Source organism: Paenibacillus alkaliterrae (assembly GCF_021532375.1).
GTDB classification, from domain to species: domain Bacteria; phylum Bacillota; class Bacilli; order Paenibacillales; family Paenibacillaceae; genus Pristimantibacillus; species Pristimantibacillus alkaliterrae.
Window position 1 is genome coordinate 27,618 of the sequence record NZ_JAKGAP010000014.1, and the last position, 15,014, is coordinate 42,631.

Sequence of the window (15,014 nt, forward strand, 5' to 3'; positions counted from 1 at the left end):
ATCCCGTTTTCAACCGATTTTCACGATTTTCGCGAGATTTTTACGGTGTAGCCCGAGGTTTTGTTACGTTTTCTTTGTCGCGAACCACTTTCACGACGAATTTCGGCAAAACAAGCATTCTTTTGTACCGTTTCGGCTCCTGAAGAAGCCGGTAAAACCATTCAAGCCGCAGTTTTTGGAAAATAACAGGAGCCCGCTTCAGCTTGCCCGAGACGACGTCAAAGCTGCCGCCTACGCCCATAATAAGCGGCACCCCGAGCTTCTGCTTGAACTTGACGATCCACGGCTCCTGCGTATCCGCGCCGCGCGCCACGAACAACAAATCGGGCGCAGCCTGCCGGATCGCTTCAACCACTTCCCCGTCCTGCTCCGGTCCAAAAAATCCGTTGCGAAAGCCGACGATTCGCACCTGAGGATATTGCAGCTGCAGCTTCTCGGCCGCCGCTTCAATGACCTCCTGCGAGGTGCCGAGCAGATAGGCCTTCCACCTGCGCTTCTCGCCTTCCTGGAGCAGGCGGTGCATGAGGTCAAACCCCGTCACGCGCTCCGCAACCGGCTGCCCGACGTACTTGGCCGCCCACACGACTCCCGCGCCGTCCGGGACAATGAGATCCGCCCGCTTGATCATCGCCTTGTATTTCGCATCGTCAACCGCGGACATGATCATGATCGGATTAGCGGTAATGACATGCGTCGGCCTTCTTTCTTCAATGGCTGTTGTTAAATGCTGTACCGTTTCCTCCATGTTCAATTTGGAGAACGGTATGCCGTATATCGGCACTGTTGGTATTAGCTTCGACATGAGGAAGTCACCTCGATAATGTATGACGCAGCAATTGAACGATTTGTTGCGCCGGTTTTTGCGATTGTTGTTTTAAAAGGTCGATTGCCGGCTTATGCTCAGCCTGCCAGCCCGCCCGATTAACGAGCAGCGCGGACGCTGCGTCCGCGAAGGCTTCGGCATCGAGACGATCCGTCGTGCCGATCGCTTGTATGCCCAGCCGATGGAGAAACTGATCGATCTTCGGGTCGTAGGACAAGCCAAGCATGGGCACCATTTGGCCCGCAGCATAAATGAGCGCATGGAGGCGCATGCCGAACAAAGCGTCGCACCGGCTGACCTCCAGCAGCATTTGCTGGGGGTCGTCGCCGGGGGCGGCCAGCTCGGCGGAGGAACCGACGCCGAGCCGGCCGCTCAGCCGTTCCAGCACCTGCTCCGACGCCCCGCGATCGGAGGGCGTGTGGAACGGCAGGAAGCGCAGCCGGACAGGCATGCGCTTCGACAGCGCGACCAGCGCTTCGGCGGCGCGGGCGAGGTCGGCGCCGTCGCTGCGCCAGCGGCGCAGCGAGACGCCGACCAGCGGCGGCTCGTCCGCGCGGAGCGCGGACACGCTTGCAGCGGCTGCTGCGCCAGCCGGCAGCGGCAGGCCCATGACCGGATCGGGTACAACCTCGATCCGGTCCGAAGGCACTCCGATCCGCGCGAGCAAAGCGGCGGATTCGGCATCGCGCACCGACACATAGGCGCTGCGCTTCATAACGCCGCGGATCAGCGGATCCATCCAGCGCCTATTCACGGGGCCAATACCCTGCGAATAGGCGAAGGTTGGCTTGCCGAGCAGTTGGGCGAGCTTCATGACGCCCGTGTAATACGGGATCGTCTTCGCGCTCGTTGCGTCCTGCAGCAGGCTGCCGCCTCCGCTGATAAGTCCGTCGCTGCGGCGCAGCGCGTTCCATAAGTCGCCGGGGTGCATTCGCCGGACCGACTCAACGCCGTACATGCGGCTTGTCCAAGCGGGATCAGCCGAAAGCACGATCGGCTGGACCTGCACGCCCTGCGCTTTGCCCTGCTCATCAAGCGCAAGCAGGATCGATCTTAGCACCGCCTCGTCGCCGCTGTTGCGAAAGCCGTAGTAGCCGGAAATTACGATTCGACGAATTTGCGTTTGATTGCCGGTGCCCATTTACGTAATGCTCCTTCCACAAGCTGCCAAACCAGAATCAAAATACAGCCTATCATAATACCTGTACCCAATCCCAGCAGTACTCGAATCACCGAAATGTACAGCGGCGTATGAAGATGGGCGAAAGTATCGACCATCGTTAACTGTCCGATTGATCCGATGATCACAAGCAGCCATGCTGCACGGTAGCGAAGCGCCAAGAACAATCCAAGCAGCAGCAGCGGATGACCAAGCATAAACTCTTTAAAGCGCGGCCGCACGCCGAAGGTAGATTCCAGAAAGCGGCGGATGATTAATTCAATGGAGGATACCTGTCCCTCATTGCCTGTCCGCGACAAGTAATAGAAACCAACAGCTCCGATGACCGCAGCCAAAATAATCCACATAACTGTGATTGGCTGAGCAAGAATGGCGCGCACCTTGCGGGCGGTCAACGGACTGCTATACAAAAATACATAAATCGCAACGAGTGCGATCGGAGCCAGATGGAGCAGACTCACACCACGGAACTGCTCCAACACATAATAATAAGTGATGTTGTTCAGAAGCCCGAACACGATAGGAACGGCCGTAAGCGATATTAGCGTTGCGACTAAAAACCAGTTAAGCGCAATGCCCAAGCGGCGTCCCATCGACAAAGACGGGAAAACCCATTTCACTTGGTCATCATTATTCATTACGACTCCCGGCTGACGCTGCGGCTGATTCGATTGGCTGCGGGCAACCGACCAATCGGTACCGCCGATAATGCGGCGATCGCCAATGGTTCGGGAGTAAATACGGTTCATGACCCAAACTAGTCCAAGCGTTGGAGCGCTAATCGCGGCTCCAAGCGCAAGCGCCTGCTCCATGATCGAGCTGTTGAGTACATATAATCCGGCGCTACCCACAATTCCCAAGAGAAATACAGGAATGTAAACGCCCGGAATGTATGCGCCTGCGAGCAGAGTAATCAAAGCAACCGCGCCTACGGCCACGACGCCGCGCAGCGGCTTTGACCATGACAGCTGCTCATATTTCAGCGGCTGCGCCGTGCCCGGCTCATAGCCAGCATCCGCAAGCTTGGCGGCAACGCCATTCTCGCCAGCCATCGTTTCACTAAGCTTGTCCAAAGAATGTTCAAGCTTTACCTTATCCGGATTCATTTGAATCGTTCCGTTCAAGAAGAACATGCGAATATTCCGGTCTTTCGCCGCTAAAAGAAAACGATCCGTAATGCCTCCGGGTGTCATTTCAATTCCGTCAGCCTCAGACAAAGAATAAAGCCTTACAACATTATAATTTGTAGAATATGCTAAATTATTTATACCTTGTTGAGGTTTTTTCAAATTTTCTATCGCTGCAATTCCGATTTGATGCTGATCGAGCAATTTTCCAAACTCATCCAAGCTATCTTTATCAGAAGCACCCTTAACCTTATCGCCTTCAAACAGCACACGGTTAACGCCAAGCTTCTTCAAGCCCGCAAGCTGCGCATCCGTTGCTTCCCGGTCGAAGGGCTGCACGCGGTCAGAGAATCTGGCCAATATGCCGAAGCCGGCGTCCTTAATCGTCTGCAACGACATCGGATCAAAATCCATCGTTAGGACAACCGCTTCAGCCGTCGTCATCTCTGCGACGATTCCGTTACGGCCGTCAAATGACCATTCCCGATATACAGCTTCTGCGCGGTCAAGCGCCGCTCGCACGATGGCTCCAACCTGCTCTTCCTCTTGAGGGCCATTAAATAAAATATAAGTAAAGTTTTGGCCGGCCGGCTCCAGCTTCCCCTGCAGGAGCGATGCATCTTTCGAGCTGTAATAGGTCAGTCTGCCCGCCTGTACAAGCTCTTTGAGCGTGCTCTCGTAAACCGCCATTGTCGTGATGCCGGACTCCTTCATCTTCGCAAGGCGCTCCGCCAGAAATTGCTGCGGCTTCGCTTGGAGCTCGGATACCTCGACAATGTCGCGGTAATCAAAAACATATTCAACCTGCTTCGAGGTTTTTTCTATATCCATTCGAACGGCTCCAAGCGGCAATGCCGCCGCGACGCCCATTAAGGCGATGACCCAAAGGGCAAATCTTGCTCGCCGATTCCATTGCTGCCAACGTAAAAACACGTCATTCCTCCGTTCCAAACAGGTTCGTTTTCCTTTACTCGCTGCGGTCTACCCGTTCCATAACGGCCGTTATTAACGTTTGCAGCGCCGAAGCGGCAGCCTCTTTGTTCTCACCCTTAACCGCAAAATAAACCTTGATCTTCGGCTCCGTGCCCGAAGGACGCAAGCAGAACCAAGAGCCGTCCGCGCGCAAATACTTCAGCACATTTTCCGGGCGCAGGCCATCATGGCCGCCGGCATAATCAAGCACGTTTTCTACTTTAATGCCGCCGATCTCCGCTGGCGGATTTTGACGCCAGTCGTCCATGATCGCGCCGATCTTCTGCACGCCGTCGAAGCCTTTAAGCGTACGCGATTCGAGGCCTTCCAAATAGAAGCCGAACTGCGCATAAAGCTCCAGCAACACGTCATACAATGTCTTTCCTTGACTGCTGTAGTATGCCGCAGCCTCGCAAATCAATAGCGAAGCAACGATTGCATCCTTATCGCGGGCATAGGTTCCCGTCAAATAACCGTAGCTCTCTTCATAACCGAATAGGAAGGAGCGCTCGCCCGTTTGTTCGTATTGAGTCATTTTCTCCCCGATATATTTAAAGCCTGTCAGCGTATTTTCCACTTCAGCGCCAAACGAATGGGCAATAACCGCGCCTAGCTCGCTCGTCACGATCGTCTTAATGACCACGCCGTTAGATGGCAGCTCGCCGCGCTCCTTCAATTGGCTAAGCACGTAATGTACCATCAAGGCACCGGACTGATTCCCTGAAAGAACGACATACTCACCATCATTGTTCTTCACGACGGCACCCATTCGGTCGGCATCCGGGTCCGTACCGATAATAATGTCGGCGCCTACCTGCTGCGCCAGATTGATTGCGAGCGTGAACGCTTCGCGCTCTTCCGGGTTAGGAGACTTTACCGTACTAAAATAGCCGTCCGGCTTTTCCTGCTCCGGAACGATATGAACGTTGCTGAAGCCAACCTTCTTCAGCACCTCGCGCACCGGCATGTTGCCCGTACCGTGAAGCGGCGTGTAGACAACGCTGAATTTCTCGCCGATGCCGCCCTTGATCAGCTCCGAATTCAAGCTCTGCTCGACTACCGTATCGATGTATTGCTGATCCGCTTCCTCGCCCAGCCAAACCAACAGCCCCTGCGACTCCGCTTCCTCGCGGCTAAGTCTTTTCACTTCAGCGAAGCCGCTGATTCGGCCAATCGCTGCGATAACCTGCTCCGCATCCTCCGGGATCAGTTGGCAGCCGTCTGCGCCATATGCCTTGTAGCCGTTGTACTCCGGCGGGTTATGGCTAGCCGTTATGACAATGCCGCTTGAAGCCTTCAGCTCGCGTACCGCAAAAGAAAGCTGCGGCGTTGCACGCAAACCTTCGAATAAATAAGTCGTTATGCCGTTGCCCGCAAGCACAAGCGCTGCGTCAAGCGCAAATTCAGGCGAGTAGTTACGCGAATCATGAGCAATGACAACAGAAGGCTTGTCCCCCTCTTCAGCCCCGGCTAGAATCCAATTAGCAAGCCCTTGCGTCGCTTTGCCTACCGTATAGGCGTTCAAGCGATTTGTGCCTGCGCCCATCACGCCGCGGAGGCCGCCCGTACCGAATTCAAGATCTCGATAGAAGCGATCGGTAATTTCCTTCTCCTGCCCCGCAATGTCGCGAAGCTCTTCCTTCGTTGAGGCATCGATCAGCGGATCATTTAGCCATGCCTCGTATTTTGCAAAAACCGTATCATTCATTAGATTCGTCATATTCATCAGCCTCTTTCATTATTTATGATAATTATAAATTTTATGAAGGGTCAGACAATGCAAACATGAGCTCGCCTTCGGCAACGACTTGATCACCAACCTTCGCGGTTGCTTGCCCCTTGCCGATAGATCCTTTCAGCCGGGTGATTTGGACCTCCAGCGTCAGTGCATCGCCCGGCTTTACTTGTCCGCGGAAGCGGAAGCCGTCAATGCCGGCAAAGAAGCCCAGCTTGCCGCGGTTCGCCTCGAGCATAAGCATCGCCACCGATCCAACCTGCGCCAGCGCTTCTACGATAAGCACGCCGGGCATGACCGGATAGCCGGGAAAGTGACCGACGAAGAAGGGCTCATTCATCGTTACATTTTTGAGGCCGACGGCCTTTACACCCGGTTCTACCTCCAAAATACGATCGATGAGCAGAAACGGCGGACGGTGCGGAATGATCTCTTGAATTTGATTAATATCCAACATGAGAAAAAAACTCCTTTTCCAAAGTTTAATGGTATAAAAAGCGTTCATATGTACGAAACTATATTTATCCTTCATGAAACTGCAGTTTGTGGAGGTTAAGATAAGGGGCTTGGCAGCTCGGACCCGAAGCGTCCTATGCCAAGCCTCTTTGTTCATCTCAACTGAGACTTCGGTTATAAGGGACCTGGCGGCGTTTCCGTCAGAGGCTTATTGATCGCCTTAAACATGGCGATATACATAATGAAAGTAACAAACGAAAACGCAATAGCCGCCCACAAATACGAATGAGCATGCGGAGCCTCGAAAAAAATAAGCATAATCGCCGCATAAAACAGAACCGTTGTCAGCTTCCCCATCCAGTTTGCAGGCACCGTCTTTTTCCCACGGAAGTGGAAATACAGCCCTCCAGCTATCATGCTGAGATCGCGTAAAAACATCACTGCCGCAGCCGCCCAGGATATATGACCGGATATGAGCAACGAAACAATTACCGTAATAAGCATAAGCTTGTCAGCCAACGGATCGAGCATCATGCCTATCGTCGTAACTTGGCCGTTCCGGCGTGCGATATAGCCATCGAGTACATCGGTTATGCCGGCGGCAACCATAATCAAGAAGGCCGGAATCATGTGTCCCTTTACGAAAACCGTTATGTAGACAGGAATCAGTACAAAACGCAATGTTGTTAAGAGATTCGGCAGATTCAACCTTTCACGCTCCTCTACCTATTGCTGACTGTCCATCATGGTTCCCAACTATTATACAACTACCTCCCTCAAAAATAAAACTCTCGTATGGCACCGTAACGGTTATGCACAAATAAGCAGAACCGCCCTTGGTTCTGCTTATTTTAAATTCAAAATTATTGATGAGCCTATCAGGATTCCGCGAAAACTAAGTCATAGAGATGCTGCCAGGTTGACCAGCTGAACACATCATCCTCCGGTCCCTTCCCCACAACGACATAACCAACGTATAATCCCGTTATAAGCATAATTAACATTATGAGCGGCACGATGCTTTTGCGTAAAAACCACAGCAGCATCTTTACCCCTTCGGGCCGTTGCTTCTTCTTCGGGCTCCCGTTAGCTTTCACGCGTTTGCCGCGCTTCTTCCCCTCGGTACCGCCCTCTTCAGCTTGACTACCGATTCCGCTTGCTTCGCGGTCGATTCGTTCATCGGCCATACTCATCTACATCATCCTATCCTTACGCGCGCAATCCGTTTGCCAGGCTCATCATCGTGTCGCTAGAAGATAATGCTCTTGCTGCCAATTGATAAGCGCGCTGCACATTAATAAGCTCGGTCATCTCATCCGTCAGAACGACGTTCGATTGCTCCAAGTATCCTTGACGCAGCGAAATAAGATTTTCCGAATCCGGTACGATTTGTTGAACGACATCGCCAACATTGATCCCATTCGCAATAACAAACAAATTATCGGAAACTGCCGTTAAGGCAGCTGGACGTGAAGCTTGCAGGAGCTTTATGCTGCCAAGCTCAATTGTTCGTTCAGAGGATACACCAAGCACGGTTCCATCCGGATTAACGCGAAGGTCATAGCCATGCGGTACGACAATGTTTCCCTCCACGATATTACCGGTCGTGACATCCGTCACATTGGCAACGATCGGATAACCGTCCTCTGTTGCCAAAATCGTATCACCGTTTTCCCCCACCGTCAACTGGAACGCCCCGTTGCGCGTGTAACCGCGATTGCCGGCCGTATCCACTTCAACCTCGAACAAGGCATTGCCTTCGATGGCAATATCGGTCGCTTTATCCGTGCCCTGCAAAGGACCTTGAGACAAATTCGGCTGCACCATCGTCATCTTGGCGCCCCAGCCCTGCATAAAGTCCATCGGCGTACGCCGGCCAGGCCGACCGAACTCATCCGGCTGGCTTCTTACATTGTTGAGCAAATCCTCGAAGGTCGCTTCCTTGCGCTTGTAGCCTACGGTGTTCACGTTTGCAATGTTATCTGCAAGTAAATCAAGCTTCTGCTGAAGCCCGTTCATTGATACCATCGCGTTAATCATCGAACTGTTCATGCTTACGCAGCACCTCCTCTACTCATTCCTATATATTATACGCGCCCCACGTCGTTTACAGCTTTGTTCAAGCTTTGATCATAGAATTGGATGACTTTCTGGTTCGCTTCATAAGCGCGGAGCGCTGACATAAGGTCGACAGCGGCTTGAGCGGCATCCACATTGGAACGCTCCACGTAGCCCTGTCTTACTTCGACCCGCTCATCGGGAGCAATAGCTTCCGCTTCTCCGGCCTCGGTTGCAAAGCGGAAGTTACCATTTCCTTCCCTTACGAGCAGGTTCGGATTGTCCAAGCGGCTAATAAGCAGCTGAACGCCGATATCCTCACCGTCTACGTCAACAAAACGTTGATCGCCCGTAAGCAGAAGACGGTCAAGACCGATCCCCGCCGGCATTTGAATAGGCTGCCCGTCTGTTCCAAGCACGCTCGATCCGTCGCTGGACATAAGAAAACCTTGCTCCGTTAACGAAAATTTACCGCCTCTTGTATAGCGAACCTCGCCATTCTGATCCTGTAGGGTGAAGAATGCTTGAGGCTGGAACGTAACCTCGCCGTCGGTACCGATAAATTTGCCCGATGCATCGAACGCAATCCCGTCCAAATCAATGTTAGAAATAAGCGCGAAGTCAGACGAGTTATTCGTCTGCATCAAATCCCCTTGCAGGTGGATAGACAAGCTTTCTTCGGCAAACACGCCGCTCGTCAGCCTTCCAACCGTGGTTGTATGCTCCGGTCCCGCTCCGGTCAAGGACAGAAGCATCTCAGGAAAAGAACGCGTCACCGCGTTGGTTTGTTTATATCCGGGCGTATTTATATTAGAGATATTGTTCGTAACCGTATCATGCCTGCGCTGCTGGGCAACCATACCTGATGCTGCGGTATATAATCCTCTTAACATAGCTGTTACCTCCTAGGCCGCTGCCGTCTTTACTTCTTCCCGAGCTTGTCCAAGTTATCGAGCAGAATACCGGTTCCTTTTACCACGCAGTGCATAGGATCCTCCGCAATCAATACCGGCACCTTCAGCTCCTCCGCCAGAAGGGCATCAAGTCCTCCGAGCAGCGCCCCTCCGCCCGTCAAAATAACGCCGCGGTCAATAATGTCCGCGGACAGCTCCGGCGGCGTTCGTTCAAGAACCGCTTTGGCAGCCGATACAATCGACATAACCGGATCCCAAAGCGCTTCGCGAACTTCGCCCGATCGAATCGTAATCGTAAGCGGCAGTCCCGAAACCATATCCCGTCCGCGAATATCGATCTCTTCCTGACGTCCGAACTCTACCACGGTACCTATCTTGATTTTAATGTCCTCGCTTGTTCTTTCGCCGATCATAAGCTTGTACTTATTTTTGATAAACTTCATGATCGCGTCGTCGAACTTGTCCCCGGCGACCTTAATGGAAGAGGAGGTCACAACGTCGCCCATGGAAAGAACGGCTACATCCGTTGTGCCCCCGCCAATGTCTACGACCATATTGCCGCTAGGCTGGAAAATGTCCATTCCAGCCCCGATCGCGGCAGCCTTCGGCTCGTCTTCAAGAAATACTTTCTTCGCGCCGCTTCGTTCCGCGGCTTCGCGAATCGCTTTCTGCTCAACTGACGTAATATTCGTTGGAGCGCAAATCAAAATACGGGGTTGACTAAACCATTTTCTTCCTTCAACGCGATCAATGAAAGCCTTAAGCATAATTTCCGTGATTTCAAAATCTGCAATGACGCCATCCCGAAGCGGCCGGATCGCCACAATATTACCCGGCGTACGTCCAACCATTCTATGCGCTTCCTCGCCCACGGCCAGCACTTTCTTCGAATCGCTTTCAATCGCGACGACTGAAGGCTCATCGAGCACGACGCCTCTTCCTTTCACATGAATGGATACATTGGCTGTACCAAGATCGATTCCAATATCCTTGCTCAGCATAAGGTTTAAGTCCCCCAACGAATAATGTTTACATAACGTACATTTGGCTCCCTTGACACGGAAACCGCTAACGTACATTATTCGCCAAAAAGGACAAAATTCCTCTATAATTCGAGAAAAAACTTCATACTTTCCCCGCTGCAAGCACTTCCCGCTTCTTAGAACTCGTTTTCTTATATTTAATCTTGGTCGCTTCTCCTCCCCTCAGGTGCCTGATCGATTTGTGGTATTCGAGAATGTGCTTAACCTGATCGGCCAGATCGGGGTTTATTTCAGGAAGCCGCTCAGTGAGGTCCTTGTGCACCGTACTTTTGGATACACCGAACTCCTTGGCAATCGTGCGCACCGTATGCTTCGTTTCAACGATGCAGCGGCCTATTTTAATGGTTCGCTCCTTAATGTAATCGTGCACGTTCCCGCCTCCCTACTCGAGATAGTTTGGTACATTATATGAGTGGAGTGGGTATATATTCGTTATAGCCAAGCCTGACAAGCCGGAATGTGAAAAAATTTTCATAAAAACGTAAAACAGGCAGGGGAATGACCCCTGCCTGTATGACTTTAGTCCTATTTCCACTTCGTTTCCGCATTTGCTTTCGGACATTACTCCGTAATGAGCGAGTTTGGATTTACTGGCTTGCCGTCTTTGATCGTTTCAAAATGAAGGTGGATACCTAGATCACGGCCAACGTCGCTGCGGCCCGCAATAGCGATTTTGGTGCCCTGGCGAACGTCATCGCCTTCAGCCACTTGAATTTCCGCTACGCTTTGGTACACGGTCACAAGACCATCTGCATGCGTGATCTCAATAACGTTGCCGTTGGTCGCATGCTTTGACACATGCGTTACTTTACCGGACAATGCGGCCAGCACGTCGAATGTGTCTCCATTCGGATTTACAAAGTCGATGCCTGTGTTTGTCGTGAATGTATTACCCACCTGCACCACTGCCGCTTCTTGCTCGGCCTCGCTTGCATTTTCATCGAAGAACGGACGCTCAATTTTAAGCGAAGTTTTGTCAACGACCGGCCACTGCATAAGCTCGTCACCTATTGCGACTTCCATCGTCTCATCGTTCTGACCTTGCGGAATCGTTTCATCCCCTTGTGAAACTTCATTAGAGCCGGTTTTTCCTGTTGTAGGACTCGCTTGATCCGCTCCCTGATAGATCCACATTAAGGTTACGATAATTGCTGCCGCGGCCATAAAGATTGCTGGAGAAACCCATCGCTTTGCAAAAAGGTTCTTCCATCCACTGCTAGATTTTGCGGCAGACGTTCCTCCCAGTACGGTTTTGGGAGTTTCTTCTGGTCTTTGCTTAGGTTTGTTTTGATCATTCATTTTCTATCACCTCACTAGCCATTGTTGCCAGATCTGCTAGGTTTATACGTGAGGTGAATAGTAATTTTTAAGAGTCTGATTAGATTGGAAGTTTTGAAGCTTGCTCCACCTTCGTGCCGGTATAGTAGTGACGGATAATATCCTCCGCCAGCCTGCCGTCTTTGGCCATTCCGTTGGCCCCCCATTGACTCATGCCTACGCCATGCCCGAATCCGAACGTCGTTATCGTAATGCTATCCTTCTTAATCGTCCAAGAGAATTGCGATGAAGCGAGCCCCAGCCGTTCGCGAACCTCTCGTCCGCTGAAGGACGCTCCGTTGATCTTAACTGTTTTGATGCGATTGCCGTCCGTTTTCCCGGTTACTTTAATAGATGGCTTCGCAGATGCTTTTTTCCCGGATAGTCCCATCTTCAAGTAAAATTCCGTTTTCGTCAACGTAGTCGTTTCTTTATAGCGGGGCGAGATATCTGCATCCCACGGACTTGCTACGCTTCTCAAATAGGGAAGAGACTGTTCCCAGTAATCTTCTGAATTTTCCGTATATCCGTTGCTGGTAGAGAAGAACGTCGCTTGTATCGGTTCACCCTCATATGTAATGACAAGTCCTCTCGTTTCCTCCACTGCCTGCTTCAGCTTAGCTAGATTTGTCTTCTTTACGTCACCCGTCCACTTACGCGAAAGAGCTGTCACCGGAACATACACCTGGTGCTCGACCGTATCCGTCACATCGGCCTGCTGCACCTTCATCCCGCTTTTATCCTTCAGCCCGATTCTGCGAACAATATAGGTGCGTGCCGCGATCGCCTGCGCCTTGAGCGCCTCCAGCTCGAAATCTATCGGCATTTCGCCTGCAAGGACGCCCTGCACATACGTTTCCAGCGGAACCGTTTCGATGCGTTCTTCCTTTGTTAAATAAACGCGAATGCTGAGTCTATCGAGAGCTCCCGGGGACACGGCTGCGGTTTGCTCTTTCTCAGGCTTCGGCACCGCCGCCGGCTTCTTAACGGGGGATGACTGGACGGGGTCAGAGGCAGCCGCTTCCTGTTCCAATCCTGATTCTGCTTGACCCGCCAACCGACCTTCATCGCCATCATTCCGTGTTACTGCAATGGTGTTCGCTCCAAGCGCTGCTTGTCCCGCCGCGTCTCTGCTTGCCTCAATTTCGGTAACAGACAACCGTACAAAAACGATAGCGGCTCCCAACATAATACCTATCCCGAACAAAGGCCATGTGCGGCTTGTACGCGACGGCCCCCAGCGCCTTGCCAACCTTCCTATTTTTCGCCTCATGCCTCCCCCTTCCCATCTTGACCGGATAGCTGTAAGCACAAATCGCAGAGCGTGCGAAGCCTCTCTCTTAATCCGGCTCGATGATTTATTCTATGAACAAAAATAGTAGGGTAGAACTCGGCTTACGATACCGGCACCTTTAACAATCGTGTCGAAGCGCCTCCGCCAACTTCAATCCCGCCGCTTACTTTACTCGAAAATGACCGATTACAACGCCGCAAGCACCACCTCCGTCGATACGGATGCTTGGGCATCCATCAATCTTTCAATAAAATATAGAAGCGGCATAACCAAGCAGTATCCTAGTAATCCTCCTTGCCCGCAACCACAACGCTCTGTGCCAGCAACTTTAGAATACGGATCTCCTCTTTCGATCACTCCGCCCATCTTATCCCCCCATCCGATAATCGTGTTACTTCCCCTCTCTCCTCTTTGCTCCACTATCCCCACGGCTCAGTTCCAGGAAACGTTTCGTTCCTCCTCTTCTATTCTTTGTTCCACTATCCCCTCGGCTCAGTTCCAGGAAACGTTTCGTTCCTCCTCTTCTATTCTTTGTTCCACTATCCCCTCGGCTCAGTTCCAGGAAACGTTTCGCTGCTCCTCTTCTATTCTTTGTTCCACTATCCCCTCGGCTCAGTTCCAGGAAACGTTTCGCTGCTCCTCTTCTATTCTTTGTTCCACTATCCCCACGGCTCAGTTCCAGGAAACGTTTCGCTGCTCCTCCTCTATTCTTTGTTCCACTATCCCCTCGGCTCAGGAGTCCGAATTCCATACATTCTTCCTCACCTATATTTATAGAGCTTAGCAGGCCCTATCCACACAAAAATTTGCTAACTTCAAATTAACAATTGATTTCCGCTCCAATAATTGATACACTAGTTATACGAACATACGTTCTTTTTATGGAGGATTTTTAATAGGGAGGTACTGTCATGGATATCATTCAACAATTTCAAAAGAGCTATTCTAATGATAATGACTGTATTCCCCTCATTCATAAGCTTAAATGGCCCTCCGGGTTCTGCTGTCCAAGATGCCAGCATAGGTCCGCATATACCATCACCACGAGGAGACTCCCTATCTATGAATGTCGCAGTTGCAAACACCAAGCTTCATTAACCTCGGGCACCGCCATGGACAAAAGCAGAACTCCTCTGCATAAGTGGTTGCTTACCCTGTTTATCGTAGCCGCCTGCGAGAATGGCACGAACGCGGTTCAGCTTGCCGAACTCATTAAAGTCACCTACAAAACAGCCTGGACAATGCTCAAAAAAATTAGACTGGTCATTTCGGATTCTGACCGCAGCATCCTTTTATCCGGGGTGGTGGAAGCCAAACTCGAAATCTATATGAAACAGCCTATACCTACCTATGAAGCCCTCCAGAAAGAGCATGGCGCTATAATTGCGCGTTCCACTACATCGACTGACAGTCCCTATTTAAAAATAAAACTCATTTCATGCGAACAAAGTCCTCGCGGCTTCTTGACCAAGCAGGCAGAACGCGAATTTTTGGAGCTTCATGTTGGTTCTGATTTGTCTCATATCGAAATAAACAGAAGACACATTAATCCTCCAGGAAGCCAAGCACTATTGCCCGGCATAGCCAAGTCAGCCTTTCATTGGATGAACGATACTTTTCACGGACTCGGCCTTGCTTATGCACAGTCCTATTTAGATGAATTCTGCTTCCGCTATAACCAAGCCATCAACCATAATCATTGCCCATTCGAATTTTTACTTCAGCTATGTTTGTCAGGCACATCCTTTCGCAGATGTAGTATTAATTTCAGGACTCTACATATAGCAAGTTAGCTTTTACATACTGATTCATACGCTTCCAATGTAGGAGAAGCATTGCTCGCGGGATCAGAGCGCTCGGCCAGGTTGCCAGAACACATTTATCGCTTGAGCTGAATAGGGTCAGTCTCCAGGCAGGTCAAAATTAAACAGTTACTATTTGGGTTGGGTTGGGTTGGGTTGGGTTTGGTTGGGTTGGGTTGGGTATGAGATTTTCCTGAGCTGGGGGGATAGTGGAGCAAAGAAAAAAGAAAAGGAATATAGCTCTCTGGAAAAAGCAAGGACAGGCTGGAAAATCCAAAAGAACGGTTTCACTT

The 15,014-nt window shown here is 51.3% G+C and carries 15 protein-coding genes; 1 reads left to right on the top strand and 14 read right to left on the bottom strand.

Annotation, left to right across the window (positions count from 1 at the left end; translation table 11 throughout):
• Nucleotides 1-40: 40 nt before the first annotated feature.
• From L1N85_RS07920 to L1N85_RS07985, 14 genes are all read right to left on the bottom strand, one after another.
• Nucleotides 41-802 (bottom strand): WecB/TagA/CpsF family glycosyltransferase, encoded by a 762-nt coding sequence (locus L1N85_RS07920; RefSeq protein ID WP_235236898.1) that lies wholly within the window; start codon nt 800-802, stop codon nt 41-43.
• Between the two features lie 7 nt (nt 803-809).
• Nucleotides 810-1,964 carry a polysaccharide pyruvyl transferase CsaB gene (gene csaB, locus L1N85_RS07925; protein ID WP_235236905.1) on the bottom strand — a complete coding sequence of 385 codons (1,155 nt, stop codon included), beginning with the start codon at nt 1,962-1,964 and terminating at the stop codon, nt 810-812.
• Entirely contained in the window at nt 1,925-4,063 is a 2,139-nt protein-coding gene (locus L1N85_RS07930; RefSeq protein ID WP_235236907.1) for a DUF5693 family protein, read from the bottom strand. The genes csaB and L1N85_RS07930 overlap by 40 nt, the downstream gene beginning before the upstream one ends.
• A gap of 34 nt (nt 4,064-4,097) precedes the next feature.
• Nucleotides 4,098-5,822, bottom strand: coding sequence for a phospho-sugar mutase (locus tag L1N85_RS07935; RefSeq protein ID WP_235236909.1), 1,725 nt, complete (start codon nt 5,820-5,822; stop codon nt 4,098-4,100).
• Between the two features lie 40 nt (nt 5,823-5,862).
• Nucleotides 5,863-6,294, bottom strand: coding sequence for a 3-hydroxyacyl-ACP dehydratase FabZ (fabZ, locus tag L1N85_RS07940; RefSeq protein ID WP_235236911.1), 432 nt, complete (start codon nt 6,292-6,294; stop codon nt 5,863-5,865).
• Between the two features lie 173 nt (nt 6,295-6,467).
• Nucleotides 6,468-7,001, bottom strand: a complete 534-nt coding sequence (locus L1N85_RS07945) for a CDP-alcohol phosphatidyltransferase family protein (RefSeq protein ID WP_235236913.1) — start codon at nt 6,999-7,001, stop codon at nt 6,468-6,470.
• Between the two features lie 170 nt (nt 7,002-7,171).
• Entirely contained in the window at nt 7,172-7,486 is a 315-nt protein-coding gene (locus tag L1N85_RS07950) for a DNA-directed RNA polymerase subunit beta (RefSeq protein ID WP_235236915.1), read from the bottom strand.
• A gap of 16 nt (nt 7,487-7,502) precedes the next feature.
• Nucleotides 7,503-8,345 (bottom strand): flagellar hook-basal body protein, encoded by an 843-nt coding sequence (locus L1N85_RS07955; protein WP_235236917.1) that lies wholly within the window; start codon nt 8,343-8,345, stop codon nt 7,503-7,505.
• A gap of 35 nt (nt 8,346-8,380) precedes the next feature.
• The gene (locus L1N85_RS07960; protein WP_235236919.1) at nt 8,381-9,244 is read right to left on the bottom strand and encodes a flagellar hook-basal body protein; all 864 of its coding nucleotides are present in this window, start codon (nt 9,242-9,244) and stop codon (nt 8,381-8,383) included.
• A 29-nt stretch (nt 9,245-9,273) separates the two neighbouring features.
• Nucleotides 9,274-10,266, bottom strand: coding sequence for a rod shape-determining protein MreB (mreB, locus tag L1N85_RS07965; RefSeq protein ID WP_235236921.1), 993 nt, complete (start codon nt 10,264-10,266; stop codon nt 9,274-9,276).
• A 124-nt stretch (nt 10,267-10,390) separates the two neighbouring features.
• A complete protein-coding gene (gene spoIIID, locus L1N85_RS07970) occupies nt 10,391-10,678 on the bottom strand; it encodes a sporulation transcriptional regulator SpoIIID (RefSeq protein WP_087569465.1) in 288 nt (95 codons plus the stop codon).
• Nucleotides 10,679-10,869: 191 nt separating this feature from the next.
• The gene (locus tag L1N85_RS07975) at nt 10,870-11,607 is read right to left on the bottom strand and encodes a M23 family metallopeptidase (protein ID WP_235236923.1); all 738 of its coding nucleotides are present in this window, start codon (nt 11,605-11,607) and stop codon (nt 10,870-10,872) included.
• A gap of 79 nt (nt 11,608-11,686) precedes the next feature.
• Entirely contained in the window at nt 11,687-12,898 is a 1,212-nt protein-coding gene (gene spoIID / locus L1N85_RS07980; protein ID WP_235236925.1) for a stage II sporulation protein D, read from the bottom strand.
• A 207-nt stretch (nt 12,899-13,105) separates the two neighbouring features.
• Entirely contained in the window at nt 13,106-13,339 is a 234-nt protein-coding gene (locus tag L1N85_RS07985) for a hypothetical protein (protein WP_235236927.1), read from the bottom strand.
• Nucleotides 13,340-13,830: 491 nt separating this feature from the next.
• On the opposite strand from L1N85_RS07985, the gene L1N85_RS07990 reads away from it, so the two are divergent.
• Entirely contained in the window at nt 13,831-14,712 is an 882-nt protein-coding gene (locus L1N85_RS07990) for a transposase (protein ID WP_235236929.1), read from the top strand.
• The last annotated feature ends 302 nt before the right edge of the window (nt 14,713-15,014 follow it).

What these genes read in the sequence shown, in the direction of transcription:
- csaB (WP_235236905.1), bottom strand. Translation starts at nt 1,964, where the DNA reads ATGGGCACCGGCAATCAAACGCAAATTCGTCGAATCGTAATTTCCGGC.
- spoIID (WP_235236925.1), bottom strand. Translation starts at nt 12,898, where the DNA reads ATGAGGCGAAAAATAGGAAGGTTGGCAAGGCGCTGGGGGCCGTCGCGT.
- L1N85_RS07950 (WP_235236915.1), bottom strand. Translation starts at nt 7,486, where the DNA reads ATGAGTATGGCCGATGAACGAATCGACCGCGAAGCAAGCGGAATCGGT.
- L1N85_RS07960 (WP_235236919.1), bottom strand. Translation starts at nt 9,244, where the DNA reads ATGTTAAGAGGATTATATACCGCAGCATCAGGTATGGTTGCCCAGCAG.
- L1N85_RS07935 (WP_235236909.1), bottom strand. Translation starts at nt 5,822, where the DNA reads ATGACGAATCTAATGAATGATACGGTTTTTGCAAAATACGAGGCATGG.
- L1N85_RS07990 (WP_235236929.1), top strand. Translation starts at nt 13,831, where the DNA reads ATGGATATCATTCAACAATTTCAAAAGAGCTATTCTAATGATAATGAC.
- L1N85_RS07955 (WP_235236917.1), bottom strand. Translation starts at nt 8,345, where the DNA reads ATGAACAGTTCGATGATTAACGCGATGGTATCAATGAACGGGCTTCAG.
- mreB (WP_235236921.1), bottom strand. Translation starts at nt 10,266, where the DNA reads ATGCTGAGCAAGGATATTGGAATCGATCTTGGTACAGCCAATGTATCC.
- L1N85_RS07975 (WP_235236923.1), bottom strand. Translation starts at nt 11,607, where the DNA reads ATGAATGATCAAAACAAACCTAAGCAAAGACCAGAAGAAACTCCCAAA.
- L1N85_RS07920 (WP_235236898.1), bottom strand. Translation starts at nt 802, where the DNA reads ATGTCGAAGCTAATACCAACAGTGCCGATATACGGCATACCGTTCTCC.
- fabZ (WP_235236911.1), bottom strand. Translation starts at nt 6,294, where the DNA reads ATGTTGGATATTAATCAAATTCAAGAGATCATTCCGCACCGTCCGCCG.